We start from the raw sequence: 25,047 nt of genomic DNA, 5'->3' as shown, positions 1-25,047 counted from the left end.
CCTTGTGGGAGGGCGCGGCCTTGATCGCTTGGCGGCTTTGAACCGAAGAGGTTAGACATTTCTCCATTCTCTCCCACAACGGGTCTGCGTGGTGGAGGTATCGCTCGAAGTGAACGAACGGCACCGGAACCGCTCCCGCCGGGTCGAGGCAGGGGTGGCGGGCAGTGGTCCCCGATACGGCGGAAGGGGCGGGCACCACGTAGCCTAAGAATGTGAGCAAAAATCCTACCCGAGTCTTCATCGCACGCCTGCTCGGCCTCGACGTTTTCGACCCCCTGGGTGACCGTCTGGGCCGCCTGCGTGACGCCGTCGTACTGGACCGCGGCCCCGGGCGCCCGCCGCAGGCCGTGGGCATTGTGGTGGAGGTTCCCGGCAAGAAGCGGGTATTCGTCCCGCTGACCCGCGTCACCTCGATGGATCCGGGGCAGATCATCTGCACCGGCCTCGTGAATCTGCGCCGCTTTGATCAGCGCGGCGCGGAGATGCTGGTGGTCGGAGAGCTTTTTGACCGTCGGGTGGAGCTGCGCGACGGCAGCGGCACCGCCACCATCGAAGACATTGCCATTGAACAGAACCGTGCCGGTGACTGGCACGTTTCCAACCTCTTCGTGCGCCGGGGCGGATCGGAATCCCGTCTGCGCCCGCTGCGCCGCCGCGGCGAACAGATGATCGTGGACTGGAAAGACATCATTCACTGGGATACCTCCGGTCCCCAGGCGGCCACCTCCTTTGTGGCGCAAAACGATGACCTGAAGGCCGCGGACTTCGCCGACGCGCTGCACGAGATGAGCGGCAAGCGCCGCATCGAAGTGGCCAGCGAGCTCCAGGACGAACGGCTCGCCGATGTGCTGCAGGAGCTGCCGGACAATGACCAGGTCCAGATCCTGCAGTCCCTGGACGTCGAGCGCGCGGCCGATGTGCTGGAGGAAATGGACCCCGACGACGCCGCGGACCTGCTCAACGAACTGCCGGAAGAGCAGAAGGAAGAGCTCCTGCAGCTGATGGACCCCGAGGACGCACGTGATGTCCGGCGGCTGCTGAATTACGAAGAGGACACCGCCGGGTCGCTGATGACCCCTGTTCCGGTCATTCTCCCGCCCGAGGCAACAGTCGCCGAAGCCCTCGCACATGTTCGCCGCGAGGAGCTGACGCCCGCGCTGGCCTCCTCCATCTATGTGTGCCGGCCTCCGCTGGAGACCCCCACGGGACGCTACCTCGGCGTCGTGCATATCCAGCAGCTGCTCCGCTCGGCTCCCCCCGAAGCGCTGGGGAATATCCTAGATACGGACTTGGAACCCGTCCGGGACTACGCGAGCATCAGCGAAGTCTCCCGGATGCTGGCCACCTACAACCTCAACTCGCTGCCCGTCGTCAACGACGGCGGCCGTCTGGTGGGGGCGGTGACAGTGGATGACGTCCTGGACCACCTGCTCCCCGATGACTGGCGTGCCTCCGACGACGCCCCCACAGATGCAAAGCAGGGAAGGACCCATGGCTGAAAAAATCAAGTCGCAGACCAGCGGCCTGGATACACCCCGGACCGCCCGTACCCGGTGGCTTCCCCGGCTGTCTCCCAACCCGGACGCCTTCGGCCACGCCACCGAGAATTTTGCCCGTTTTATGGGTACCCCGCAGTTCCTGGTCTACATGACCGTATTCTGCGCCGTCTGGCTGGCGTGGAACACCTGGGGCCCTGAACCCCTCCGGTTTGACCAGGCCGCGCTGGGCTTCACCGTGCTGACCCTGATGCTCTCCCTGCAGGCCTCCTACGCCGCTCCCCTGCTGCTGCTTGCCCAGAACCGGCAGGATGACAGGGACCGGGTCTCCGTACGCCAGGACCGCGAACGCGCCGAGCGCAACCTGATGGACACCGAGTACCTGACCCGGGAAATCGCGGAGCTGCGCATTGCGCTGCGGGAAGTCGCCACCCGTGACTATGTCCGATCGGAGCTGCGCAGCCTCCTTGAAGAATTACTCGAAGCCAACGATCCGTCCGATGATGCCCCTTCGAAGCGCAGCCAGCGGCGTCGTCCGGATAATTCGGGAGCCTCCGCGGTGACTGAACACATGCCCAAGCTCAATCCCGGCGGGAGGGAAAACTAAAGCGTGGCACCACTGCAATCCGCGGCCGACCGCGCCCTGGCCGCACTGGATGCGGTCCTGGACCCGGAGCTTCGACGGCCCATCACCGAACTGGGGATGGTTAGCGCCGTCTCGGTGGACGACGACGGCGTCGCCTCCGTAGGCGTGCTGCTCACCATTGCCGGGTGCCCGCTGCACCAGACGATTACCGCCGACGTCGAGCGCGTCCTGTCCGGCGTCGAGGGAGTCACCGGGGTCCGGGTGGACCTCGGTGTCATGACTCCTGATCAGCGCACCGCCCTGAAGGAAAAACTGCGCGGCCCCGGCGGCGTCAAGGACATTCCCTTCAACCGGCCGGGCTCGCTCACCCGCGTCTACGCGGTAGCCAGCGGCAAGGGCGGCGTGGGGAAATCAAGCGTCACCGTGAACCTCGCCGCGGCAATGGCCGCCGCCGGCCTGCGGGTGGGAATCGTGGATGCGGACGTGCACGGGTTCTCCGTTCCCGGCCTGCTGGGCATCACGCAGGCCCCCACACGGGTGGACGAAATGATCCTCCCGCCCGTGGCTTACGGGATCAAGACCATCTCCATCGGCATGTTCGTTGCGGACAACTCTCCGGTGGCCTGGCGCGGGCCCATGCTGCACCGCGCGTTGGAGCAGTTCCTCACTGACGTGTATTTCGGGGACCTCGACGTCCTTTTCCTGGACCTTCCGCCCGGAACCGGAGACATTGCCATTTCCGTGGCGCAGCTCCTGCCACAGTCGGAAATTTTGGTGGTAACCACCCCGCAGGCAGCCGCAGCTGACGTCGCCGAACGTGCGGGAACAGTGGCTTCCCAAACCGGTCAGAGCGTGGCAGGCGTCATCGAGAACATGTCCTGGCTGCAGCTGCCGACGGGTGAACGGATGGAGCTCTTCGGCTCAGGCGGAGGAGCTCTGGTGGCTCAGCGGCTCAGTGATGCGCTCGGCAAGGACATTCCGCTGCTGGGCAGCATTCCGCTCGATGTGGATCTGCGCACAGGCGGGGATTCCGGAGCGCCGGTGGTGCTCTCGGAGGCAGCTGCTGTGGAAGGCTCTGCGGGTGCCGAGCTGCGGCGGATTGCCGCGTCCCTGGCGCGCCGTCCCCGCGGATTGTCGGGTTTGCTGCTCGGCGTTACTCCGCGCTGAGCTGTCCGCCGGGTCTAGGTGGCTTCGGTGTCGAAGGGAGCGCGTTCGCCGTTCTGCAGCCGCATCAGCGGTTTGACCGCCGGCGGAGCAGACGGTGCCGCATTTTCCGTTCCCGGGGCGTGGGTGCTGCCGCGCGGAGCAGCGGCGGCTGGCCGTGTATTGACAGGCTTTACGGCGTTCTCGAAATCATCAAGCAGGGCTTCCTTGATAATTCGGCGCGGATCGTACTGGCGCGGATCAAGCTTGCGCCAATCCACCTCGTCGATTTCCGGGCCGACCTCTTCGCGGAGCTGCTCCCGTGCGCCGGTGGCCATCCGCCGCACTTCGCGGACAAGACGGGCAAGCTGGGAGGCATATTCCGGGAGCCGCTCAGGGCCCAGCACCGCCACGGCAAGGATTGCCAGGACGAGCAGCTCATAGCCGTTGATTCCGATCACCTGTGAAGACTACCTTTCCAGCGGCGCTGCAGGCCAGTTGACGGGCGAGTCGGATTCCCTCTCCGCAATCCGCTCATTCCCGCGGCCCTCCGCCGGCCATCACGGCCAGCCCGTTCCGAATGCGGTCCCATACCCCCTGTGCGGTGTCCGGTGCGTGCAGCACCAGGCGGGAAGACTCTGACAGGGAAATCTCGGAGACAGCTTCCTCCAGGACATCCCCCGGCGGCGCTGCCTCAATGGTGTAAGTCACCCGGTTCGAGGCCAGGACGGCCCGGTGCGGCCGCTGCGGATGCGTCCAAACCTGCGGCCGGCCGGGGGTCTGTTCCCGGAGGACGAATCCCTCCTCTGAAACGGGGCGTCCGCTCACCCCGTCCACCGCTGCTTCTTCGGACGAGGATTCGGGGTGTGTCTCGTAGACGGTCACTGTGCCGCCGTTGCCTTCCAGCGTCATGATCACGGCCGGCTGCCCGTCAACGCGTGCTGCCCTGGCCCCCACCATGGTCATGCCCGCGGAAGCCAGCTCGGGGCATGCCCAACCTCGCACCCGCAATTCTGCCAGCTGCTCCGGCGCCAGCGCGTGGACCTCTTCGCCCCCGGTGACTTCGGTCCACCCCGCAGCCAATCCCGGCGATGCCTGCTGGGGGGAGGAGTCCTGCGCCCATCCGCCCAAGAGGTAGGCAGTGGACAAGACCATCCCTGCTGCGGCTGCGAGGAGTCCTGCTGCCGTCACGATTCTGCGGCGATGTGTTCCGGAGGGGTAAGACGCAGGTTTGGCGGCATAGCCCCCGCTCTCCCCATTCCCGGCTGCCTGGTTCCCGGCTATGTGTACGGTGCGCTCAATCCGTGCACGCAGATCCGGGCTGGGCGCAGGTACTTCCAGGGAGCGCAGGCGGCTGCGCAGGCGGCGTTCCTTGGCTACGTCGGCTCGACACGCAGCACAACGTTGGAGGTGGGCCTGCACTGCCGCAGCGCGGGAGGGGGTTGCCTGACCGTCCAGATACTCCTGCAGGAGGCGTTTGGGATGTCGCATGGATGTCAGCTGGCGCCCGCCACTCGGGGAAGCTTGAGCCGCGGAGCGCTCTGGGCGCGAAGCCCGGGGTTCCTGTGTGCCAGCTTCTCTTTCAGCATGGTCCTGCCGCGGTGAATCCGGGACCGAACAGTGCCCAGCTTAACTCCGAGGGCATTCGCCACTTCGTCGTAGGACAGCCCTTCAAGATCACAGAGGACCACGGCAGCGCGAAAGTCAGGGGGAAGCTCGTCCAAAGCCCGGGCGATGTCGACATCAAGGTTGTTGAACTCGAAGCTCCGCTCGGGCCCGGGTCCGTTGCTCGGCAACCGGCTTTCCGCTTCTTCGGTCATGCCGTCAAATCGAATCCGGCTCTTGCGCCGGGCCTGGTCCAGGAAAAGATTCGTGGTGATGCGGTGCAGCCACCCGTCGAGGGTGCCGGGCTGGAAGTTCGCCAGGGAACGGAAGACACGGACAAACACCTCCTGGGTGAGGTCCTCGGCGTCATGCCGGTTACCGGTCAGACGGTAGGCCAGCCGGTAGACTTTGGCCGAATGTGCCGTTACCACTTCCTCCCAGGTGGGCCGAACCCACTCAGGTTCCACCGGGCCTTCGGCTGGCGCTGGGGACGTGTTCGTCAAGGTCTTCCTCCTTCCCTGGGGCAATGCCATCGCGCACGCGGCGAAACGAATCCCTTGCACTAATCCTGCATATAATGTTGACGCATCAATCTGGGAATTCTCTGTTAGCACCCCCAGCGCATGCGCACAAGGCAGAGCAGGCGCGGCGGAGCAGCCCAGGTCCCGGCTGGTGCGGAGCAGGCCGCCGCCGGGCCTTAAGCTTGACTGAGCACTGACCACTCCAATGAAAGTGACACCAATGAGCGCCGACAAGCAGACCAGCTGGTCCTACACGGAGGGGCTGCCCTTCGAGGACGAAGTGCTGCTGCGCGCGCGGGAACGTTCCCATGAGCTGGGCGTCACTCCGGTGTCCACGGGGGTCGGAGCCGCTCTCACCGTTCTGGCGGCAGCGTCCAAGGCGCAGACAGTGGTGGAAATCGGCACCGGCGCCGGCATCTCCGGCGTCTGCATGCTGCGGGGACTGGGCCGCCAGTCGGTCCTGACCACCATTGATTCGGACGTGGATCACCTGCGTGCAGCACGGGAGGCCTACCGTGAGGCCGGAGTGCCCGGGAACCGGACGCGCACCATTTCCGGACGGGCCGCCGAGGTCCTCCCCCGGCTTACCGACGCCGCCTATGACATGGTCTTCATCGACGCCGACAAGCCGTCCTTCCCGCTCTACGTGACGCAGGCCGTTCGTCTCCTCAAGCGCGGCGGGCTGCTGGTGGTTAACGATGCCCTGGACCATGACAAGGTTTCAGACCCCGCCATCCGCGAAGCCACCACGAACACCATGCGCAAGGTCGGAAAAGCCATCCGGGAGAATGAAGCGCTCGTTTCCTCCCTGCTCCCCACCGGCGACGGCCTGTTGCTGGCCGTGAAGATCAGCTAGCCGGACCGGTAGGGGCCCGGCTACTCCGCAGCCAGGTTCAGGCTCGACGCGTCCCGCAGGAAGCTGATCAGCAGACGCGTGCCGAAGCCGGTGGCGCCCCTCGCGGTTTCGTGGCTGTCCGTTCCGGCCCGCATTGGCCCTGCAATATCAAGGTGCACCCAGTGAGCACCGTCCACGAACTTCTCCAGGAACAAAGCGGCAACAATTGCTCCGGCACCGAACTTCAGGGCCGGAGGCGCCACATGGGCAAGGTCGGCAGTGTCCGAGGCAAGGGCGTAGTCATACTCCTGCACCAGCGGCAGCGGCCAGACCCGGTCACCTGAGGCGCTTCCCGCCTTCTCCATCGCGCTGAGCAGCTGCGCGGTATTGGAGAATACGGCCCCGTACTGCTGGCCCAGGCCCAGAGCCGCGGCACCGGTGAGAGTGGCGATATCCACCAGGACGTCCGGAGCCAGCTCGGCAGCTGCATAGGCGAGCGCGTCAGCCAGGACAATCCTGCCTTCAGCGTCCGTGTTGCCGATCTCCACCGTGGTTCCGCCGTACGTGGCAACAACGTCGCCGGGACGGTAGGCGGAGGCACCAATCGCGTTTTCGGCCAGGGCCAGGATTCCGGTGACCCGGTGGGGCAGCTCCAGCGCTGCGGCTGCCTCAACAGCGGCCAGGACTACGGCCGCTCCGGCCATGTCCATCTTCATGCTCATCATCGCTTCGCGCGGCTTCAGTGAAATGCCGCCGGAGTCGAAGGTGATACCCTTGCCGGCCAGCACAATATGCTGCCCGGAAGCAGCTGCCTCGCCGGAGGGCTGATAGGAGACCTGCACCAGCCGCGGTGGATTTGCCGAGCCGGATCCCACAGCCGTCAGGCCGCCGAATCCCTGCTGTGAAAGTTCAGCCTCGTCCAGCACAGAGATGGAAAGGCCGGAACGGTCAGCGACTACACGGCTTTGGGCCGCCATCCATTCCGGAGTGGCGACGTCCGGCGGAAGGTTGGTCAGGTCCCGCGCGAGCCAGACGGCGCGGGCAGTGATTTGGGCCAGACGGAGGGCCTCGGGATCCAGGCCGGTCAGCTGCATTTCCTGGGCCACGGGCGGCCCGGCCGGTGATTTACCCTGCCGCGGTGCGCGGTATCCGCCCAGGAAGAAGCCTTCCAGGAAGGCCTGCTGTGCCTCGGGGACCAGACCGTCAACCACGGCTGCCCGGATCCGGCGGGCGCCCCTGGTTGCCCGGGCAAGCGCCGCACCTGCGCGGCGCATGCCCGCAACGCTTTCGTCCCCGACTCCCAGATAAATCAGTTTTGCAGGCAACTCACCGGTTTTACCCGACGGCGGCTCCACCAAAAGGGTTTCCCCGGCCTTGCCGGTGATCCCCGCCGTTGCCGCCCGGGCGGCAACATCAACCCCGTACCAGAGTGCCGTTTCAACGGCACCCCTCCGGGGCTGCGGAGTGGGATGCAGCGCTTCCTCGGTATCGTCCCGCACTGAGGTTTCCGGAGCCGCCGCCATGGCCACGGCCAGGACGTCAATTCCCTCCTCAGGTGCCGGGTGCAGCCCGGTGCCGGCGGTGGGGGCGCCGGTCCGTGGGTGCAGCCGCTCCGCTGCGGACACCACCGTCATGGCGGTGTCCGGCATCGCAGGCCCGGAGGCCTCCCCGGTGGACGGGGCGGCCTTGGATGAACCTCTGGGAGCTCGCTGCATGGGTGGTTTCCTAGCTCGTAACGCCCAGAAGGCAGTCCTTGAGCATTCCCGCTTCCTCGGCATTCAGCTCAACAACGAGACGCCCCCCGCCGTCAATCGGCACCCGCAGAATCAGGCTTCGCCCTTCCTTGGTGACCTCCATTGGCCCATCCCCTGTACGCGGTTTCATAGCAGCCATGTTCCAGTTCCCCTTTCACAATGCGCTGCGGGCTGTCCCCCAGTCACATGTAATCCTCTGTCGCACGGCTTCAAAAGCTGCTCCGGCGGCAATTGCCTTCATTATTCCGCACAAAGGTGACGCAAACGAAATTTCGTGTGTTCCCCGCCACAGGCCTAGGGTGGATAATCCCCTCCGCCGGGCAGCGGAGTCCATCTCCACAGCCATGCCACCCATACGATCTGCAGTGCCAGGAAGGCCAGCGCCACAGCTGTGCGGTAGGCGCGGGAACCGCTGAGGGACGCCAGGGCCAAGCCCAGCGGGAAGAGCGGCAGCAGCAGCCGGAAGGTGCTGGTCAGCGGGTTCAGGAAAGCCAGCAGGTACAGCACGTACGCCGCACACCACATTTGCATCTCAACGCCGAGCCGGCGCACCGATTCGGACATCAAGCATGCTGCCGTAAGCGCCAGCAGCACCAGCAAGGCCGCCGGACCCATGACCGGCCCGAAAAGACGTTCAGCTTCACCAATCCACGGCTGAAACAACAGCAGGGTGTCTCCGCGCCATGCGGTCTCTGTGTCCGTGTATGCGCGCAGGTCCCCCGTATACGCCCAGGCGATTGCCGGCCAGGCGAGAGCTCCGATGCCGGAGGCCGCCGTCAGGATGCCCATCTGCAGCGCTTCGGCCCGGGGGAAGGCGGCCTGCTTCCGGAGCGCCCAGCGGCGCAGGAAGAGAATGCCCATCATCAGGGCAAAGGCCACGCCCACCGGCCGGGACAGGCACATCAGCAGGACCACGGGCACTGCGGGCAGATACCGGCGGGTCACCAGCAGATACAGCGACGCCGCCAGCAGGAGCAGGTTCAGCGACTCCGCGTAGGGTATCTGCAGGATGGGTGACACCGGGCTCACGGCCACGAACAAAACTCCCCAGAGCGCCGCTGCCGAAGAGGCCCGCAGTACAAAGAGGCGATACATCATCAGGGCGGCACCAAACCCCGCGGCGGTGGCGACCAGCGGGGCGAGGATTTCCCAGCCGAGCCCGGTGACGGCCGCGAGCGCCCGCACAAGTGCCGGAAAGAGCGCATAGAAGGCCCACTGATTCTCCTGCGCCCGTCCCGTCGCGTCGCGCGGGATTTCGTCGGGGTAGCCGCCGGCAAATATGCGCTGGTACCACTCGCTGTCCCAGGCTCCGATGAACTGCAGGTACGACGGCGGTCCCGCCCACCCCCAGGGGTTCAACCCCTGTTGTGCAGCCACTGCCACCAGTACGGCGAACGAGAAGAGGCGGGCCAGTGCCCAGATCGCCAGGACCTTCCAGTACCACGGCCATCGGTGGAAGACCGCAGCCGCGCGGCCCGCGGTGCGTATCAGTGCAGCGTTGACGCGCGACGGCGGACGGATCTCCCGTTCCGGAGCCGCACTATCCGGCATTGCGGACCCAGCAGCTTTCCAAATGGTCGTTCACATAACCCGTAGCCTGCAGCATTGCGTAGGCGGTGGTGGGCCCGACAAAACGGAAGCCCCGCTTCTTGAGGGCCTTCGCCAGGGCTGTTGACTCCGGCGTAATGGCCGGAACGTCGGAGATGTCCCGCGGTGCGGGCCGTTCAGAGGCCGGCCGGTGCGCCAGGAGCAGCGACTCCAGGCTCTCGCCGTCGGGCAGGTCCAGGAGCGCACGGGCGTTGGCGATGGCGGCGTCGATCTTTGCGCGGTTGCGGACAATGCCCGCGTCTGCCATGAGCCGTGCCCGGTCCGCGTCGGTGAACCGGGCCACCGCTTCCGGATCGAAGCCCGCAAAGGCCTCCCGGAAGGCGGGACGCTTGCGCAGGATCGTGATCCAGCTCAGGCCGGACTGGAAGGCCTCCAGGCAAAGACGTTCATAGAGGGCACTTTCACCCGTGACCAGACGGCCCCATTCCTCATCGTGGTACTGCTGGTAATCGGGGCTCGCGACGGCCCAGGGGCAGCGCAGCAGGCCGTCGGCTCCCGCCACAGTGCTCATGAAGGCGTCCCCGGATCTTGGGGAGCGCGGCCCGGAGGCCGTTCGGCCGCTGCCGCGAGCGCGGCATCACGCTCGGCGAGGGCGGATTCCAGCCGGGCCAGAACAGCGTCCACCTGGTCCATCCGGTACCCGCGCAGAGCCACGGAAAACCGGAGCCTGCCGATATCCGCCGGCTGGACGTGGTCCGGCAGCAGGACCGGCGGCAGCCGCGGATCAGGTTCGGCCAGACCGGGACCGCCGGCAGCAACCGGATCGGACGTCGGACCGGACGTGCGGCGGGGAAGGATCCCTGTTGCGGCCAGAGCCACGGCCCCTGCTGCTATTACGGCTACGAAGACCAAAAAGGTTGTCACAGGACCATCGTGCCAGACCGGGCCCGGACCCTTCCTGTTTCCGGCACCGAAGCCGGACTACGGCGAGATGTGCCCGGCACTGTCGCTGATCATCAGCTCAACGGCTTCCGCCGGGTCGTCCACGACGTGGATCAGGTCCAGATCCTTCGCGGAAACCATCCCCTCAGCCAGCAGGGTGCCCTTGATCCAGTCCATCAGGGGGCCCCAGAAGTCCGTTCCGATGAGCACGATCGGGAAGGAAGTGACCTTCTGGGTCTGGACCAGGGTCATGGCCTCGAAAAGTTCATCCATGGTTCCGAACCCGCCGGGAAGCACAATGAAGCCCTGGGCATATTTGACGAACATGGTCTTGCGCACAAAGAAGTAGCGGAAGTTGATGCCCAGATCCACCCACTCATTCAGGCCGGTTTCGAACGGAAGCTCAATCCCCAAGCCCACCGACAGTCCGTCGGCCTCGACGGCCCCTCTGTTCGCTGCTTCCATGGAGCCCGGTCCGCCCCCGGTGATGACGGCCAGTCCCTCTTCCGCGAGCAGCCGGCCTACTTCTTCGCCCAGCTTGTAATAGGGAGAACCCGGCACGCTGCGGGAGGAACCAAAAACACTGACCGCCGGACCCAGCTCCGACAAGCTGCCGAACCCTTCCACGAACTCGCTCTGAATGCGCAGCACCCGCCACGGATCCGTATGCGTGAAATGCGTGTGATCGGAGGAGTCAAGCAGGTAGCGGTCCGATTGGGGTGCCCGGGCCTGCGCCCGGCGCAGTTCCACGGGACCGCGCTTACGGGGTGCGCCTGTTCGTCCACGGGATGTGTTGTCGCTGAATTCCATGCTTCAAGGGTAGCCACATGCATGTCCGGGATCTCACACCCGCCGCCGGAGCGGTTTGGTTGCTCTTGCGTCACGATTGCGGACGAAATGTGGACCAGGACACATCTTGGACACAATCATTGGATATCTTTCTTCTTATGACCCGTGACACAACTGAAGGCGCGACGCCTGATTCTGCTGCTCCTCTTGTCTCGCTTAAGAACGTCAACAAGCACTTCGGCGACCTCCACGTCCTGCGCAACATCAACCTTGATGTTGCCCGCGGCGAAGTGGTGGTGGTGATTGGCCCCTCCGGTTCCGGAAAGTCCACACTCTGCCGCGCCATCAACCGGCTCGAGACGATTGATGACGGAGAAATCTCCATTGACGGCAAAGTGCTGCCGGCAGAGGGAAAGGCACTCGCAAAGCTTCGTGCCGACGTCGGCATGGTCTTCCAGTCCTTCAACCTGTTTGCCCACAAGACCATCCTCGACAACGTGTCCCTGGGCCCGGTCAAGGTAAAGGGCATGAAGTCCGCCGAAGCCAAGAAGCTCTCGATGGAACTGCTGGAGCGGGTGGGCGTGGCCAACCAGGCCAACAAGCTTCCGGCCCAGCTTTCCGGCGGCCAGCAGCAGCGGGTGGCTATTGCCCGTGCACTGGCCATGCAGCCCAAGGTCATGCTCTTTGATGAACCCACTTCGGCACTGGATCCGGAAATGATCAACGAAGTGCTGGACACCATGGTGAGCCTGGCCAAGGAGGGCATGACCATGATCGTGGTTACCCACGAAATGGGGTTTGCCCGCAAGGCCGCCGACCGCGTGGTGTTCATGGCCGACGGACAGATCGTTGAAGAGGCCACTCCGGAGGAATTCTTCACCCGCCCCCAGAGCCGCCGCGCCAAGGATTTCCTGGGCAAGATCCTCGCCCACTAGGGCGCCGCACCTCATGGCCGGAGCTCCACAGCTTCGGCAGTTTTCCTCGTTCCACCCGCACCAGATCCACCCGATTCACCAGATGGGGGCAACCCCTTGAAGAAGGCCAACCCGTCCGGGAGGCCGCTATGCAAGGAGAAATCATGCGCAAGACCCGTTACGCCGCAGTGGCATTCGCTGCTGCCGCCGCACTGTCCCTGTCCGCCTGCGGAGGCGACTCCGGCAACGAAGCCGGAAGCGGAGAGTCAGGCTCCGGAGACAAGGTCACCATCGGCATCAAGTTCGACCAGCCCGGCGTTGGCTTCATGGAAGGCAACGAGCCGAGCGGCTTCGACATTGATGTTGCCAAGTATGTGGCAAACGAACTGGGCTACTCCGAAGACCAGATCGAGTGGAAGGAAACCCCCTCCCTGCAGCGTGAGAATGTCCTGGAGAACGGTGAGGTGGACATGATCTTCGCGAGCTACTCCATTACCGATGCCCGCAAGGAACGCGTCGCTTTTGCCGGACCGTATTTCGTGGCCGGCCAGGACCTGCTGGTCAACGCGGACAACACTGACATCAACGGTCCCGAGGATCTGAACGGCAAGAACCTCTGCTCCGTCAGCGGTTCCACGTCCGCCCAGAAGGTCAAGGACACGCTGGCCTCGGACGTAAACCTGCTGGAACAGGGCGGCTACGCCAACTGCGTGACCGCCATGCAGGGCGGCCAGATTGATGCAGTGACCACTGATGACATCATCCTGGCCGGTCTGGCATCCACGGACGCCAACGCCGGCAAGTTCAAGGTGGTCGGCAACCCGTTCACCGAGGAGAAGTACGGCGTCGGCATCTCCAAGGACAGCGACCAGTGCGAGGCCATCAACACGGCCATCCGCAAGATGATTGAGGACGGTTCCTGGGAAGAGTCCATCAAGGCCAACACCGAAGGTGCCGACTACACGTACAACGAAGCCCTGAACCCGCCGGAGCCCGAAGCCTGCGCCTAACCGCGACATCCGGCCCGCCCGCCGGCTCTCCGCCACAGTGCATGTGCAGGGAGGGATCCTTCCTGCACATGCACCGGTTTCCACCATAGAAGAGGTACAACATGGGTGAATTCTTCGCCCTCTTCGAGGACGTTCCCGCCGCGTTCTGGGTCAACATCAAGCTCGCGTTCTGGGCCGGCCTCGCATCACTCGTGCTCGGAACGCTCCTGGCGGTGATGCGGATTTCCCCGATCGCCAGCCTGCGCTGGTTCGGCACCGCCTACGTCAACATCTTCCGCAACACTCCCCTGACCATCATCATGGTCTTCTCCGTGCTGGGTCTCTGGGGGCAGCTCCAAATCAGCCTCAGCTCCGACTTCACGCTCAACTTCTTCCTGCTGGCAGTGGTGGCCCTGAGCGTCTATCACGCCGCCTTCGTCTGTGAGGCGATCCGAAGCGGCGTGAACACCGTTCCCCTGGGCCAGGCGGAAGCAGCCCGGTCCATCGGCCTGTCCTTCCTGCCCGCTGCCCGGCTGATCATCCTGCCGCAGGCCTTCCGCGGGGCAGTGGTGCCGCTGGGCAACGTGCTCATAGCCCTGGTCAAAAACACCACTGTCGCCGCTGCGGCCGGCGTGGTGGAATCCTCCAACCTCATGAAGACGCTGATCGAATTCCGGCCCGATATCATGACCCAGATCTTCCTCGTCTTCGCGCTCGGATTCGTTGTGCTTGTCATCCCCATCGGCCTGCTCACCACCTGGGCTTCGAAGAAACTGGCGGTTGCCCGATGAGTACACAGGCAGTTCTGTTTGACGTCCCGGGACCCAAGGCACGCAGCCGGATCCTCATCTTCAACATCCTCGGCGCGCTCGTCGTGCTGGCAATCCTTGCCTTCATCGTGAACGGAATGGCGGCAAAGGACCAGTTCGAGGCGGCCAAATGGACGCCGTTCCTGGAATGGTCCACCTGGCGCTATACGCTGCTCCCGGGGCTGCTCCAGACCCTCAAGGCGGCCGGAGTTGCCGTGGTTACCTCCATTGCCTTCGGCCTGCTCTTCGGCTTCGGACGGCTCTCCGGGCTGGCTCCGCTGCGCTGGGTGTGCGACGTCGTCGTCGAGTTCCTGCGTGCCGTGCCGGTGCTGCTGATGATGATTTTCCTGTACCAGTTCTTCGCCAAATCCACCCCGATGGAGGCAGCGAACGCTCCCTTCGCAGCCGTGGTGGTGGCGCTGACCCTCTACAACGGCTCAGTGATTGCCGAGCTGGTCCGTTCGGGTGTCTTCGGGCTGCCCAAGGGACAGCGGGAGGCAGGGCTGGCGATCGGCCTGACCCCCGGGCAGTCCCTGCGCAGCATTGAAATACCGCAGGCCCTGGTGGCCATGCTGCCGGCCCTGCTGGGCCAGTTCGTGGTCATCCTCAAGGACTCGGCCCTGGGCTACATCATTGGCTACTCCGACCTGCTGGCCAACGCCCAGCGGCTGGGGGCAGGTGAAGGCAATATGCTGCCGGCTCTTCTGGTCGCAGCGGCCATTTTCATCGTGATCAACATCCTGCTGACCTTCACCGCGCAGCGGCTCTCGCGCCTGCTGGGCGCACGTGCCGGCAAGCTCCTGGTCCGTGAAGACGCCATTGACCCGGAAGGGGTGCAGGCTCCGGTGAAATAGCCGGTCGGTTGAAACAACAGAACCGCAGGAAACGTCATAAAGGGGGAGGTCCGGCAGATGCCGGGCCTCCCCCTTTATTGCATCGGCGCTAGCTCAGCCAGGTCCGCAGCGCGGCCAGGCAGGCACGCACCGCCCCGGCCGTAACATGCTCATTGTCGGTGTGGGCCAGCAGGGCATCTCCCGGACCGAAGTTCACGGCAGGGATGCCCAGCGCACTGAACCGGGCGACGTCGGTCCAGCCGTACTTGGGCTTGGGCTCCTCCCCCACAACGGCAACAAAGCTCGCCGCGGCAGGGCGGTCCAGCCCGGGGCGGGCCCCGGCGGCTGCGTCGGTACGGACCAGGTCAAAGCCGGACAGCAGGTTCCGCACATAGGCCTCCGCCTCCTCCACCGATTTATCCGGAGCGAAGCGGTAGTTGATTTCCACCGTGGCGGCGTCGGGAATGACGTTTCCGGCTGTGCCGCCCCAGATCTTCACGGCGTTGAGGGACTCACGGTAATCCAGGCCTTCCACGGAAACCGTGGCCGGTTCGTGGTCCCGCAGCCGGGTCAGGATCTCAGCGGCGGCGTGGATGGCGTTCTCCCCCATCCAGGCGCGGGCGGAGTGAGCGGCCCGGCCCGCGGTGCTGGCATGGAAGCGCATGGTTCCGTTACAGCCGCCCTCCACGGTGCCGTTCGTGGGTTCCAGCAGCACCGCGAAGTCGGCCTCCAGCCACTGCGGGTAGCTTTCCTGCAGGCGTCCCAGCCCGGACAGCGAGGCCTCAACCTCCTCATGGTCATAGAACACGTAGGTGACGTCCCGGGAGGGATCGGTCAGCTCTGCGGCCAGCGCCAGCTGTACGGCAACCCCGCCCTTCATATCCGTGGCTCCGCGTCCGTACAGCACTTCTCCGTCCCAGGACGAGGGCACGGTTCCGCGGGAGCCCGGAACGGTGGGCAGCGGAACGGTATCCAGGTGCCCGGCCAGGATCACGCGCTCGGCGCGGCCCAGCGAGGTGCGGGCCATGACGGAGTCGCCGTCGCGCACCACCTCCAGATGGGGCAGGGCGCGCAGGGCTTCCTCCACGGCGTCGGCCAGGCGCTTTTCGTTGCCTGACACGCTTTCAATGTCCATGAGGTCTGCAGTCAGCAAAGCCACGTCACGGGTCAGGTCCAGGGGTCCGGCGGAAGAATTCAACATGTTTCCACCCTACCGATGTTGGGGTGACGGGCCAGAAGCCGGGCCGGTGCCGCCATTGCCGACAGACACCGATCGGTAGACTTGATCCATGACTTCACGCTCTTCCTCCCCGACCGCCCGCATCGCCTCCGGCCTGGGCCTGGCCACCATCACCGAAGACGGCACGGTGCTGGATGTCTGGTACCCGCGGCCCGTGCCCGATGGCCGGGACGCAGCCGATTCCTCTGCCGGCAATACCCTCGCGCCCGAGCTGGAAGCGGCCGCAGCTGCCATGACCGATGCCGACCGCGGCACACACGGCGAGGTGCTGCGCACCGAAATCGACCTCGACGCCGCTCCGGCGGACACCGCCGACGCCTACCTGCGCCTGCACCTGCTCTCCACCCGCCTTGCCGCTCCCAATTCGCTCAATCTGGACGGCATCTTCGGCAAGCTGCCCAACGTTGTGTGGACCAACTTTGGGCCCTGCGCCGTGGAGGACTTTGAGACGGTCCGGCTGCGCCTGCGCGCGCGCGGCCCGCTGACGGTTTACGGCGTGGACAAGTTCCCGCGGATGACCGATTACGTGGTTCCCTCCGGCGTGCGCATCGCCGACGCCGGACGGGTGCGCCTGGGTGCGCACCTCGCCGAAGGCACCACCGTGATGCACGAGGGCTTCGTCAACTTCAACGCCGGCACGCTGGGCGTCTCCATGGTGGAGGGCCGCATCTCCGCCGGCGTCGTGGTGGGCAACGGAACCGATGTGGGCGGCGGCGCCTCGATCATGGGCACCCTTTCCGGCGGCGGACGCGAGAAGATCGCCCTGGGTGAGCGCGTCCTGCTGGGCGCCAATTCCGGCGTCGGCATCAGCATTGGCGACGAGTCCGTGGTGGAAGCCGGCCTCTACGTCACCGCCGGCACCCGGGTGTCCGTGCTGGTTCCCGGCAAGGAACCGAAGGTGGTCAAGGCCGTGGAACTTTCGGGTGTCCCCAACCTGCTGTTCCGCCGCAACTCAACCACCGGGGCGGTGGAAGCCCTCGCCCGCAGCGGTGCCAGCGTGGAACTCAACGCTGCCCTGCACGCCAACTAGCAGCAGGTGCCCGTGCCTCCGGATTCCCGCTCACGGAACCGCTTCGGTTATCTCCCGGTCATGGTGCTGGTGATCCTGTTCCTGGTGGCCGTCACCGTGTATGCGGTATCGGTGCTCAGGGAACCGGAGGAGAAGAGGCGGGCGCCTGCTGCCTGCACGGCAACGGCGAACGGTGCTTCCTATTCACTGCCTCCGTCGCGCGCTGAAGTGGCCGCGCTGATCTCGGGGATCTCTGTCCGACGAGGCATGCCGGCGCGTGCCGCTTCCATTGCAGTGGCCACCGCCATCCAGGAGTCCAGCCTCCGAAACCTCGACTACGGGGACGACGCCGGTCCGGACTCCCGCGGCCTGTTCCAGCAGCGCCCGTCCCAGGGCTGGGGCAGCGAAGACCAGGTGATGGATCCGGTCTACGCCGTCAATGCCTTCTATGACGCCCTGGAAAAAGTACCGAACTACGCGGATCTGCCGCTGACGGTCGCCGCCCAGACCGTCCAGCGCAGTGCATTCCCCGAGGCATATGCCGATCACGAGGCGGAAGCGAAGGCCTTCGCTTCCGCCCTGACCGGCCAGTCCCCGGCTGCCCTGACCTGCACCCTGGATCCGCCCACGGCCTCCGGCAGCCCGGATGCCGTCCTGGCGGCGGTGACCGCGGTGTACGGCTCGGTGGATGCCACTGTTGAAGGAGACCGCATCACCATTGCCGGGACCGGCACCTACGGCTGGTCCCTGGCCCAGTGGTCCGTGGCCAACGCCGCCGCGCTTTCCCTGGATTCCGTGGCGTTTGACGAACGGCGCTGGACCCGTGCCAGCGGTACATGGGATGCGGCGCCCTCCTCGGGAAGCGCCGTCGTCGTCACTGTCTTTCGGGCGATGGACCAGTCCTAACCCGGATTGATCCGGGGAATCCACTAGTCTGTTGGTATGCGAATACTAGTTACCGGAGGCACGGGATACATCGGATCCCATACGACATTGGCGCTGCTGGAAGCGGGCCACGACGTTGTGGTCCTGGACAATCTGGCAAACTCCAGCGAGGAATCCCTGAACCGGGTCCAGGACCTGGCCGGGCGCAGCGCCGTCTTCGTGCGGGCTGACCTGCTGGACGAGGACGCCGTGGACAGTGTTTTTGCCGAACACCGGGTTGACGCCGTCATCCACTTTGCCGGTCTGAAGGCCGTAGGCGAATCCGTGGCGAAGCCCCTGTACTACTACCACAACAACGTGGGCGGCACCCTGAATCTCCTGCGGATGATGGACAAGCACGACGTCCGGACCCTGGTCTTCAGCTCCTCGGCCACCGTCTACGGAGCCAGCGAAGAGGTTCCGCTGACCGAGAAGATGCCGATGGATGCCGTGAATCCCTACGGCCGCACCAAGGAACAGATCGAAGACATCCTGGCTGATCTGGGAGCTTCGGACGAGCGCTGGAACATTGCCCTGCTGCGCTACTTCAACCCCGCCGGCGCCCACGAGTCCGGCCGGATTGGCGAAGACCCCACGGGCGTACCCAACAACCTGCTGCCGTTCGTAGCGCAGGTGGCCGTGGGCCGCCGGGAGAAGGTCATGGTCTTCGGCAACGACTACGACACCGAAGACGGCACCGGGGTGCGCGACTACATCCACGTGGTGGACCTCGCCGCAGGACACCTCGCCGCGTTGGAATACATCACCACGAAGCCCGGCGTGCACCGCTGGAACCTGGGCACCGGCAACGGATCCTCCGTGCTGCAGGTCCTCGCCGCCTTCTCCAAGGCAGCGGACAAGGAGATCCCGTACGAGTTCGCCGACCGGCGTCCCGGCGACGCCGCCGTGAGCTACGCCGATCCCTCCGCCGCCCTGGCCGATCTCGGCTGGTCTGCGGAGCGCAGCCTGGACGCCATGTGCGAGGACCACTGGCGCTGGCAGAAGAACAACCCGCAGGGTTACGCCGCCTCCTGATCCAAGCGCTGATACGGAAAGGCCCCCGGAATCCAAGCGGATTCCGGGGGCCTTTCCGTATGTTCAGGCTTTTGCGGACCTAGCGAACGGGGTAGTTGCGCTCGGGTGAGCCCGTGTACAGCTGGCGCGGGCGGCCGATCTTGGTCTGCGGGTCCTGCATCATTTCGCGCCACTGGGCAATCCAGCCCGGGAGGCGGCCAATGGCGAACAGCACCGTAAACATCTTCTCCGGGAAGCCCATGGCCTTGTAGATCAGGCCGGTGTAGAAGTCCACGTTCGGGTACAGCTTGCGCTCGATGAAGTAATCATCGGCCAGGGCCTTTTCTTCCAGGCGCATGGCGATCTCCAGCAGCTCATCATTGCCGCCGAGCTTGGCCAGGATGTCGTGGGCGGTGGCCTTGACGATCTTGGCGCGCGGATCGTAGTTCTTGTAGACGCGGTGCCCGAAGCCCATGAGCTTCACGCCGTCTTCCTTGTTCTTGACCTTCTCCATGAAGGTTTCCGGTGCCATGCCCGTGGACTTGATCTCGCGGAGCATGTTCAGCACGGCCTCGTTGGCGCCGCCGTGCAGCGGACCCGAGAGGGCGCTGATCCCGGCGGAAACGGAGGTGAACATGTTGGCTCCGGCGCTGCCGACCAGGCGGACCGTGGAGGTGGAGCAGTTCTGCTCGTGGTCAGCATGCAGGACCAGCAGCTGGTCCAGGGCCTTGATCAGGTCCGGGTCAATTTCGTACGGCTCGGCCGGAAGACCGAAGCTCAGACGCATGAAGTTCTCCACCAGGTTCATGGAGTTGTCCGGGTAGAGCATGGGCTGGCCCATGCTCTTCTTGTGCGCGTACGCAGCGATGACGGGCAGCTTGGCCATCAGGCGGATGGTGGAGAGCTCCACCTGCTCTTCATCGAAGGGGTCCAGAGAATCCTGGTAGAAGGTGGAGAGTGCGCTTACCGCTGAGGAGAGCACCGGCATCGGGTGGGCGTCCCGGGGGAAGCCGCCAAAGAAGCTCTTGAGGTCCTCGTGCAGCATGGTGTGGCGGCGGATCCGCTGGTCAAAATCTTCCAGTTCGGAAGCGGTGGGGAGATTCCCGTAGATCAGCAGGTAGGAAGTCTCCAGGAAACTGGAATTTTTCGCCAGCTGTTCAATGGGGTATCCGCGGTAGCGCAGAATGCCGGCATCGCCGTCAATATACGTAATGGCGGACTTTGTGGAGGCGGTATTCATGAAGCCGGGGTCATACGTGACGGTTCCGGTCTGCTTCAGCAGCTTGGAGACATCAAAGCCCTCGTTGCCTTCCACAGCGCGAACCCGGGGAAGCTCCAGGCGGTCTTCGGTGTTTTCCCCGTAGTGCAGCTGTGCACTGGGACGCTCAGTCATTAAGTCTCCTTCAGGAGTTTGAAGAAACCAGAGCTACAGGCGCTGCATGGATGGGAGCGCCCATAGTGTCAATTCCGCTAAATCTATTTAGGCAAAACGCTACCCTTTAGGCGGGCTCTACGACTAATCGAGGAGCGCGTTGTTGTCTAGCCGATACATACAGCTTTTGGTGGTGAGGTTATAAGCCGGCGGCAGCGAGCCGGCCAGCGGCAGCGGCCACCCGCTCGTCGGAACCGGTCAGGGCTATCCGGACGAAGCCGGCCCCAGCGTCACCGTAGATGACGCCCGGTCCGGAGACGATGCCCAACCGGGCCAGCCGCTCCACCGTTGTCCAGGTATCCTCACCCGCTGTGGCCCAGAGATACAGGCCGGCCTCGGAGTGGTGGATCTGCAGCCCGAAGGCCTCCAGCGCAGGCACCAGCAGCTCGCGGCGTGCACGGTAGCGGTCCTTCTGCTCGGCCACATGCGCGTCATCCGCCAGCGCGGCCTGCATGGCAGCCTGCACGGGGGCGGGGACAATCATGCCGGCATGCTTGCGGCTGTTGACCAGGTTGGCCATGATCGCACTGTCCCCCGCCACAAAAGCGGCCCGGTACCCGGCGACGTTGGACTGCTTGCTGAGGGAGTAGACGGAGAGCAGCAGTTCATTGCTGCCGCCGCTTACTGCGGGATCCAGGATGCTCGGCACCGGGGAACCTCCGCGGGACGGGTCCCACTGTCCCCAGCCGAGTTCGGCGTAACATTCATCCGAAGCAACCACCGCGCCCACGGCCCGGGCGGCATCCACCAGGGTGCGCAGCGAGGACGCAGACCGCACGATCCCGGTGGGGTTGCCGGGCGAGTTGACCCAGACCAGCCGCACCCGGGCGCGGACCTCGTCGTCGAGCTCGTCCAGGTTGTCGGCGGCCACAGGGGTGGCGCCGGCCAGAACCGCGCCCATGTCATAGGTGGGGTAGGCAACCGTAGGACGGACGACGACGTCGCCCTCCCCCAGTCCCAGCAGCAGCGGCAGCCAAGCCACCAGCTCCTTGGAGCCTACGGTGGGCATAATGTCCTGCGGATCCAGCCCAGGCACATTGCGCCGTCGTGCGTACCACTGGGCAATTGCCTCGCGAAGGGACTGTGTTCCGTGCGTGGTGGGATATCCGGGAGCATCCGCGGCCGCAGCCAGGGCCTCGCGGATCACCGCCGGAGTGGGATCCACCGGTGTTCCGATGGACAGATTGACCGCACCGTCCGGGTGTTCGGATGCCAGCTTGGCGTACGGCGCCATGGCTTCCCACGGGTACTCCGGCAAATCCAGCCCGAAGGCGCGGGACGGTACGGTGCTCATGCCTCTTGGTTCTGCGGCGGCAGCACGGCAATGATCGGGTGATCCTTGTGCGTGTTGCCGATCTTGGCGGCTCCGCCGGGAGAGCCAAGGTCATCGAAGAACTCGACGTTGGCCTTGTAGTAGTCGGCCCATTCTTCGGGAGTGTCATCCTCGTAGTAAATGGCTTCGACGGGGCAGACGGGCTCACAGGCACCGCAGTCGACGCATTCGTCCGGGTGGATGTAGAGGGAGCGTTCACCTTCGTAGATGCAGTCCACCGGGCATTCCTCAATGCATGCCTTGTCTTTTACATCTACGCATGGCTGCGCAATTACGTACGTCACGTCCCTTGCCTTCCTGATCTGCGGACCGTCCCGAAGGGAAAATCCGCGAAGTGTTGGTTCCACGTTAGTAGCCCAGACCATTATCTCCCAGCCGGGCAGTGCCCGCGTACCATGTAACGGTGAACGTTCCGAGCCCCGCCGCCCTGCTCCAAGCCCTGCCCGACGGCGCACGGGTGGTGGTGCGGTACCGCATCGAAGGCGGCTTCACCGATGTGCTCGGTTACCTGGTTGCAACAGACGCAGCGGGCGTGACGGTCGCCGGGCGCCGTGGAAACGTGACGGTGCCCTATGCCCTGATAACCGCCGCGAAGCAGGTCCCCCCGCCCCCGGAACGGCGTGCTCCGCGGCTCTGAGGGCCGCACCCTCCGGGGCTGCCGGGACCGCCGCTGCCGCCGTCGTCAGGGCCACACCCCCGTTAAACAGAACAACGGACGCTGCGGTTTCCCGCGGCATCCGTTGTTCTGTTTAAAGACTTCTTGCTTTGACCTTGTTGCTATCCCGGATACGGGTGCTGTACGGCAATCTGCTCCGCCGCCGCATTTTCAGCGGCAGCACGGCGGTCACCGGCCAGGACCCGCGAGGTGATAGCCAGGGCGACGATGGTGGCCGCAGCCTGGCCAAAGAGCCAGATACGCCCGGCAAGGACTATGCCGGGCTGTTCCGCGAGGGAAGTGCCGGTGATGATCAGCGGACTGTCCCACAGGTCCAGCGTAAAGAGTCCCAGCACCAAGTAAGCCAGCAGCCCTGCCACCGCGCTCCACACCGCTTTGCCTGCCCAGAGGCCGGCGAACACGGTGGCAGCGCAGCTGAGAATCAGTGCGGCAAACGCACCCAAGGGCAGGCCCGTATCCCCGAGGTAGAGGATTTGGGAGTGCAGCCCGGTTCCCAGCACAGAGGCCAGCAGGCCGCCGAGCACCGCGGCAACCGGGCCCCGCCAACGAGGGACCCGGTGCAGCGGCGCTGATGCCGTGGTAATGGGATTAGCTCTTGGCGCGGGCGCGGGTAACCTTGGCACGCTCGGATGCACCGAGAACGAGCTTGCGGATACGGATGGCCTCCGGGGTAACTTCCACGCACTCGTCTTCGCGGGCGAATTCGAGGGACTCTTCCAGAGTCAGCTTGCGCGGCGGGGTCAGGTTTTCGAAGGTATCCGAGGAAGCGGCACGCATGTTGGTGAGCTGCTTTTCCTTGGTGATGTTCACATCCATGTCATCGGCGCGGGAGTTCTCGCCAACGATCATGCCTTCGTAAACCTCGGAGGTGGGCTCCACGAAGAAGGAGCCGCGTTCCTGCAGCTTGATCATCGCGAACGGGGTGACGACGCCGGAGCGGTCAGCGATCAGCGAGCCGTTGGTGCGGTACTCGATCGGACCGGCCCAGGGCTCGTAGCCCTCGGCGATGGACGAGGAGATGCCTGCACCGTGGGTTTCCGTCAGGAACTTGGTGCGGAAGCCGATCAGGCCACGGGCGGGAACGATGAATTCCATGCGGACCCAGCCGGTGCCGTGGTTGGCCATGTTGACCATGCGGCCCTTGCGGACAGCCATCAGCTGCGTGACGGCGCCGAGGTATTCCTCGGGTACGTCGATGGTCATGTGCTCCATCGGCTCATTGACCTTGCCGTCAATGACCTTGGTGACAACCTGCGGCTTGCCGACAGTCAGCTCGAAGCCTTCGCGGCGCATCTGCTCCACGAGGATGGCCAGGGCGAGCTCGCCGCGGCCCTGAACTTCCCAGGCATCCGGACGCTCGGTCGGAAGGACCTTCAGCGATACGTTACCGATCAGTTCCTTGTCGAGGCGGTCCTTGACCTGACGGGCCGTGACCTTGGCACCCTTGACCCGGCCGGCCAGCGGCGAGGTGTTGATACCGATGGTCATGGAGATCGCGGGATCATCCACGGTGATCAGCGGCAGGGGCTTGGGGTTGTCCACGTCGGTGAGGGTTTCACCAATGGTGATGTCCTCGATACCGGCAACGGCGACGATTTCACCCGGTCCGGCGGATTCGGTGGGAACCCGGTCCAGGGCCTTGGTGGCCAGCAGTTCGGTGATCTTGACGGTCTTCATGGTGCCGTCGTGGCGGGCCCATGCAACCATCTGGCCCTTGCGCAGGGTGCCGTTGAAGATACGCAGCAGTGCCAGGCGGCCGAGGAACGGCGAAGCGTCCAGGTTGGTGACGTGCGCCTGCAGGACACCTTCGGGGTCGTACGTGGGAGCGGGGATGTGCTCCAGGATGGTCTGGAACAGCGGTTCCAGGTTGTCGTTTGCGGGAGCTTCGCCGTCGGCCGGCTGCTCCAGGGAAGCGGCACCGACGCGGGCTGCGGCGTAGACAACCGGGACGTTCAGGATCAGGTCAAGGTCCAGGTCCGGAACTTCGTCCGCGAGGTCGGAGGCAAGGCCGAGCAGCAGGTCCATGGACTCGCTGACAACTTCGTCGATCCGGGCATCGGGACGGTCGGTCTTGTTGACCAGGAGGACTACCGGAAGCTTTGCGGCCAGTGCCTTGCGGAGCACGAAGCGGGTCTGCGGCAGCGGACCCTCAGATGCGTCCACGAGGAGGACAACGCCGTCGACCATGGACAGGCCGCGCTCGACCTCGCCGCCGAAGTCGGCGTGGCCGGGGGTGTCGATGACGTTGATGGTGATGGTTTCACCGTTGGCAGCCGGGCCGTTGTAGAACACGGTGGTGTTCTTGGCCAGGATGGTGATGCCCTTTTCGCGCTCCAGGTCACCGGAGTCCATCACGCGGTCTTCCACGTCACCGTGGGCGGCAAACGAGTTCGTCTGCTTCAGCATGGCGTCGACGAGGGTCGTCTTACCGTGGTCAACGTGGGCCACAATCGCAACGTTGCGGAGATCGCTTCGTACTGCGGTATTTACAGCCGTGTTGGTTTCTGACATGCGTGAGGACTCTCAATTCATAGGAGATAAGTTCGAAGGTGGTGCACAGTAGCCCGGTCATGTGTCCGGGTTGATCCGGCCGTTCTGTACGAATCCCGCTCTGCACGTATGCTCCGTAAGAATGTACCGAAGGCGCCGCCGTCA

The 25,047-nt window shown here is 64.9% G+C and carries 27 protein-coding genes; 12 read left to right on the top strand and 15 right to left on the bottom strand.

The features are described 5' to 3' along the window. The first annotated feature begins 212 nt into the window (after positions 1 to 212). The 3 genes from AC4D2W_RS09030 to AC4D2W_RS09020 are packed head-to-tail and all read left to right on the top strand — an operon-like array spanning position 213 to position 3,249. A complete protein-coding gene (locus AC4D2W_RS09030) occupies positions 213 to 1,499 on the top strand; it encodes a magnesium transporter (protein WP_490926550.1) in 1,287 nt (428 codons plus the stop codon). After that, positions 1,492 to 2,103, top strand: coding sequence for a DUF1003 domain-containing protein (locus tag AC4D2W_RS09025; RefSeq protein ID WP_490926549.1), 612 nt, complete (start codon positions 1,492 to 1,494; stop codon positions 2,101 to 2,103). The genes AC4D2W_RS09030 and AC4D2W_RS09025 overlap by 8 nt, the downstream gene beginning before the upstream one ends. A 3-nt stretch (positions 2,104 to 2,106) precedes the next feature. After that, positions 2,107 to 3,249, top strand: a complete 1,143-nt coding sequence (locus AC4D2W_RS09020) for an Mrp/NBP35 family ATP-binding protein (RefSeq protein ID WP_490926548.1) — start codon at positions 2,107 to 2,109, stop codon at positions 3,247 to 3,249. 14 nt (positions 3,250 to 3,263) lie between these two features. Here AC4D2W_RS09020 and AC4D2W_RS09015 read toward each other — a convergent pair whose 3' ends face one another. The 3 genes from AC4D2W_RS09015 to sigE form a co-directional block, all read right to left on the bottom strand. Beyond that, a complete protein-coding gene (locus AC4D2W_RS09015; RefSeq protein ID WP_400931384.1) occupies positions 3,264 to 3,686 on the bottom strand; it encodes a twin-arginine translocase TatA/TatE family subunit in 423 nt (140 codons plus the stop codon). Between the two features lie 73 nt (positions 3,687 to 3,759). Further along, a complete protein-coding gene (locus AC4D2W_RS09010; RefSeq protein WP_490926547.1) occupies positions 3,760 to 4,716 on the bottom strand; it encodes an anti-sigma factor family protein in 957 nt (318 codons plus the stop codon). A gap of 5 nt (positions 4,717 to 4,721) precedes the next feature. Then, entirely contained in the window at positions 4,722 to 5,333 is a 612-nt protein-coding gene (sigE, locus tag AC4D2W_RS09005; RefSeq protein WP_490926546.1) for an RNA polymerase sigma factor SigE, read from the bottom strand. 238 nt (positions 5,334 to 5,571) lie between these two features. Between sigE and AC4D2W_RS09000 the strand changes: the two genes are divergently transcribed. Beyond that, the gene (locus AC4D2W_RS09000) at positions 5,572 to 6,207 is read left to right on the top strand and encodes an O-methyltransferase (RefSeq protein WP_490926545.1); all 636 of its coding nucleotides are present in this window, start codon (positions 5,572 to 5,574) and stop codon (positions 6,205 to 6,207) included. A 20-nt stretch (positions 6,208 to 6,227) separates the two neighbouring features. Here AC4D2W_RS09000 and AC4D2W_RS08995 read toward each other — a convergent pair whose 3' ends face one another. The 6 genes from AC4D2W_RS08995 to AC4D2W_RS08970 form a co-directional block, all read right to left on the bottom strand. Continuing rightward, positions 6,228 to 7,901 (bottom strand): leucyl aminopeptidase family protein, encoded by a 1,674-nt coding sequence (locus tag AC4D2W_RS08995; protein ID WP_490926544.1) that lies wholly within the window; start codon positions 7,899 to 7,901, stop codon positions 6,228 to 6,230. Between the two features lie 10 nt (positions 7,902 to 7,911). Continuing rightward, on the bottom strand, positions 7,912 to 8,079 hold the full coding sequence (locus tag AC4D2W_RS08990; RefSeq protein ID WP_354177852.1) for a DUF3117 domain-containing protein: 168 nt from the start codon (positions 8,077 to 8,079) through the stop codon (positions 7,912 to 7,914). Positions 8,080 to 8,234: 155 nt separating this feature from the next. Further along, positions 8,235 to 9,491 carry a hypothetical protein gene (locus AC4D2W_RS08985; RefSeq protein WP_490926543.1) on the bottom strand — a complete coding sequence of 419 codons (1,257 nt, stop codon included), beginning with the start codon at positions 9,489 to 9,491 and terminating at the stop codon, positions 8,235 to 8,237. Further along, positions 9,481 to 10,059: a DNA-3-methyladenine glycosylase I gene (locus tag AC4D2W_RS08980; protein WP_490926542.1), complete on the bottom strand. Its 579-nt coding sequence runs from the start codon at positions 10,057 to 10,059 to the stop codon at positions 9,481 to 9,483. Before AC4D2W_RS08980 ends, AC4D2W_RS08985 begins: the two co-directional genes overlap by 11 nt. Continuing rightward, positions 10,056 to 10,412, bottom strand: coding sequence for a DivIVA domain-containing protein (locus tag AC4D2W_RS08975; RefSeq protein ID WP_490926541.1), 357 nt, complete (start codon positions 10,410 to 10,412; stop codon positions 10,056 to 10,058). Before AC4D2W_RS08975 ends, AC4D2W_RS08980 begins: the two co-directional genes overlap by 4 nt. A gap of 57 nt (positions 10,413 to 10,469) precedes the next feature. Beyond that, positions 10,470 to 11,240 (bottom strand): LOG family protein, encoded by a 771-nt coding sequence (locus AC4D2W_RS08970; RefSeq protein WP_490926540.1) that lies wholly within the window; start codon positions 11,238 to 11,240, stop codon positions 10,470 to 10,472. 137 nt (positions 11,241 to 11,377) lie between these two features. Here AC4D2W_RS08970 and AC4D2W_RS08965 point away from each other — a divergent pair, with 137 nt between their 5' ends. The 4 genes from AC4D2W_RS08965 to AC4D2W_RS08950 all read left to right on the top strand — a co-directional run bounded on the left by AC4D2W_RS08965 (position 11,378) and on the right by AC4D2W_RS08950 (position 14,785). Then, positions 11,378 to 12,154, top strand: coding sequence for an amino acid ABC transporter ATP-binding protein (locus AC4D2W_RS08965; RefSeq protein ID WP_490926539.1), 777 nt, complete (start codon positions 11,378 to 11,380; stop codon positions 12,152 to 12,154). A gap of 143 nt (positions 12,155 to 12,297) precedes the next feature. Further along, positions 12,298 to 13,143 carry a glutamate ABC transporter substrate-binding protein gene (locus AC4D2W_RS08960; protein ID WP_400931366.1) on the top strand — a complete coding sequence of 282 codons (846 nt, stop codon included), beginning with the start codon at positions 12,298 to 12,300 and terminating at the stop codon, positions 13,141 to 13,143. Positions 13,144 to 13,244: 101 nt separating this feature from the next. Beyond that, on the top strand, positions 13,245 to 13,913 hold the full coding sequence (locus AC4D2W_RS08955) for an amino acid ABC transporter permease (protein ID WP_490926538.1): 669 nt from the start codon (positions 13,245 to 13,247) through the stop codon (positions 13,911 to 13,913). Continuing rightward, positions 13,910 to 14,785 carry an amino acid ABC transporter permease gene (locus tag AC4D2W_RS08950; RefSeq protein WP_490926537.1) on the top strand — a complete coding sequence of 292 codons (876 nt, stop codon included), beginning with the start codon at positions 13,910 to 13,912 and terminating at the stop codon, positions 14,783 to 14,785. The genes AC4D2W_RS08955 and AC4D2W_RS08950 overlap by 4 nt, the downstream gene beginning before the upstream one ends. Positions 14,786 to 14,873: 88 nt before the next feature. On the opposite strand, the gene dapE is transcribed toward AC4D2W_RS08950, so the two are convergent. Continuing rightward, on the bottom strand, positions 14,874 to 15,965 hold the full coding sequence (dapE, locus tag AC4D2W_RS08945; RefSeq protein ID WP_490926536.1) for a succinyl-diaminopimelate desuccinylase: 1,092 nt from the start codon (positions 15,963 to 15,965) through the stop codon (positions 14,874 to 14,876). An 88-nt stretch (positions 15,966 to 16,053) separates the two neighbouring features. Between dapE and dapD the strand changes: the two genes are divergently transcribed. From dapD to galE, 3 genes are read left to right on the top strand one after another with little or no spacing between them, the layout of a single operon-like run. Further along, positions 16,054 to 17,034, top strand: a complete 981-nt coding sequence (dapD, locus tag AC4D2W_RS08940; protein WP_490926535.1) for a 2,3,4,5-tetrahydropyridine-2,6-dicarboxylate N-succinyltransferase — start codon at positions 16,054 to 16,056, stop codon at positions 17,032 to 17,034. Positions 17,035 to 17,046: 12 nt separating this feature from the next. Next, a complete protein-coding gene (locus tag AC4D2W_RS08935) occupies positions 17,047 to 17,919 on the top strand; it encodes a hypothetical protein (RefSeq protein WP_490926534.1) in 873 nt (290 codons plus the stop codon). 36 nt (positions 17,920 to 17,955) lie between these two features. Then, entirely contained in the window at positions 17,956 to 18,972 is a 1,017-nt protein-coding gene (gene galE, locus AC4D2W_RS08930; protein ID WP_490926533.1) for a UDP-glucose 4-epimerase GalE, read from the top strand. 79 nt (positions 18,973 to 19,051) lie between these two features. On the opposite strand, the gene AC4D2W_RS08925 is transcribed toward galE, so the two are convergent. The 3 genes from AC4D2W_RS08925 to fdxA form a co-directional block, all read right to left on the bottom strand. Then, complete coding sequence (locus AC4D2W_RS08925; RefSeq protein ID WP_490926532.1) at positions 19,052 to 20,344, bottom strand: citrate synthase; 1,293 nt, start codon at positions 20,342 to 20,344, stop codon at positions 19,052 to 19,054. A 178-nt stretch (positions 20,345 to 20,522) separates the two neighbouring features. Continuing rightward, positions 20,523 to 21,677, bottom strand: coding sequence for a succinyldiaminopimelate transaminase (dapC, locus tag AC4D2W_RS08920; protein ID WP_490926531.1), 1,155 nt, complete (start codon positions 21,675 to 21,677; stop codon positions 20,523 to 20,525). Further along, positions 21,674 to 22,000: a ferredoxin gene (gene fdxA, locus AC4D2W_RS08915; protein WP_104052634.1), complete on the bottom strand. Its 327-nt coding sequence runs from the start codon at positions 21,998 to 22,000 to the stop codon at positions 21,674 to 21,676. Before fdxA ends, dapC begins: the two co-directional genes overlap by 4 nt. 119 nt (positions 22,001 to 22,119) lie before the next feature. On the opposite strand from fdxA, the gene AC4D2W_RS08910 reads away from it, so the two are divergent. After that, positions 22,120 to 22,353, top strand: coding sequence for a putative acetyltransferase (locus AC4D2W_RS08910; protein WP_490926530.1), 234 nt, complete (start codon positions 22,120 to 22,122; stop codon positions 22,351 to 22,353). A 140-nt stretch (positions 22,354 to 22,493) separates the two neighbouring features. Here AC4D2W_RS08910 and AC4D2W_RS08905 read toward each other — a convergent pair whose 3' ends face one another. Further along, a complete protein-coding gene (locus AC4D2W_RS08905; RefSeq protein ID WP_490926529.1) occupies positions 22,494 to 22,916 on the bottom strand; it encodes a hypothetical protein in 423 nt (140 codons plus the stop codon). A 64-nt stretch (positions 22,917 to 22,980) separates the two neighbouring features. Then, positions 22,981 to 24,903, bottom strand: coding sequence for a translational GTPase TypA (typA, locus tag AC4D2W_RS08900; protein ID WP_490926528.1), 1,923 nt, complete (start codon positions 24,901 to 24,903; stop codon positions 22,981 to 22,983). Positions 24,904 to 25,047: the final 144 nt, after the last annotated feature.

Source organism: Arthrobacter sp. TJ-58, assembly GCF_058269295.1.
Note: the sequence above shows the minus strand (reverse complement) of the source record. Positions and strands in the feature narration are given on the sequence as shown.